Origin of the sequence: Paenarthrobacter sp. CM16 (assembly GCF_013179505.1) — a bacterium.
GTDB lineage: Bacteria > Actinomycetota > Actinomycetes > Actinomycetales > Micrococcaceae > Arthrobacter.
Window position 1 is genome coordinate 1 of the sequence record NZ_JABMCX010000583.1, and the last position, 805, is coordinate 805.

The following is an 805-nucleotide window of genomic DNA, read 5'->3' on the forward strand; positions in this document are numbered from 1 at the left end:
CCGGCGAAAAATCGGGTTCCGACCTCGCCGATTTGAAAGGCCACACCGGCCCGGTGGAGATCAACCTGACGCTTGAGAACCTCACGGTCAAACCACAGACCATCCAGTACGATGCCGCCGGCCAGGCCCGTTCTGACACGGCCCTGGTGGGCGCCCCGCTGACAATCGCCGCGTCTACCAAGCTTCCCGGCATCCGGGCGGACGACGTAACACCCGGCTCGGGCGACGGCACCACGGGTACCAACGGAGTCCTGAGCAGTACTGAAGACGGTGCCACCGTAGTCCAGTGGGCCACCGTCCTGGCTCCCCCGCGTTCCGGCGCCAGCACCACGCTGCGTCTCGCCGTCGACGTGAAGGACTTCCAGGTCCCCGAATTCGATGTCGCCGTCCAGCCGGGCCTCAATACAGACCTCAGTGCCAACGGTGTCCTTGCCAGCGCCTTCTCCTCCGGAACAGGCTCGGAGATGGAGTTGCAGCGCCGCACCATTTCGCTGGTCTCTGATGTCAACACCGTCCTGGCGAAAGCGGGATCCACCATCACCGATGTCCGTCGGAACCTCCAGGCAACCTCGCAGACCCTGGGCGCGAAAACAGCCGGTGAACTGCGGGACAACTCCAAGGCCCTTGCCGCGACGATGTCGGACCTGAAGCAGCAACTGCAGGTTCTCGGCTCTGACCTGGAGTCTTCAACCACGGCCACCCAGTCCACCACCATGTCGCAGCTGAAACTGACGGTCTCCGCGGTGGATGCGATGCTGGGCGACACTTCCGCCACACCGCCGGTCACCCCCATATCAGGCGACGG

Annotated in this window: 1 pseudogene; it reads left to right on the top strand. The window is 64.5% G+C overall.

Features of this window, described 5'->3' with window-relative positions:
- Positions 1–805 (top strand): annotated as a pseudogene (locus HP499_RS24645) (hypothetical protein); the annotation flags it as partial.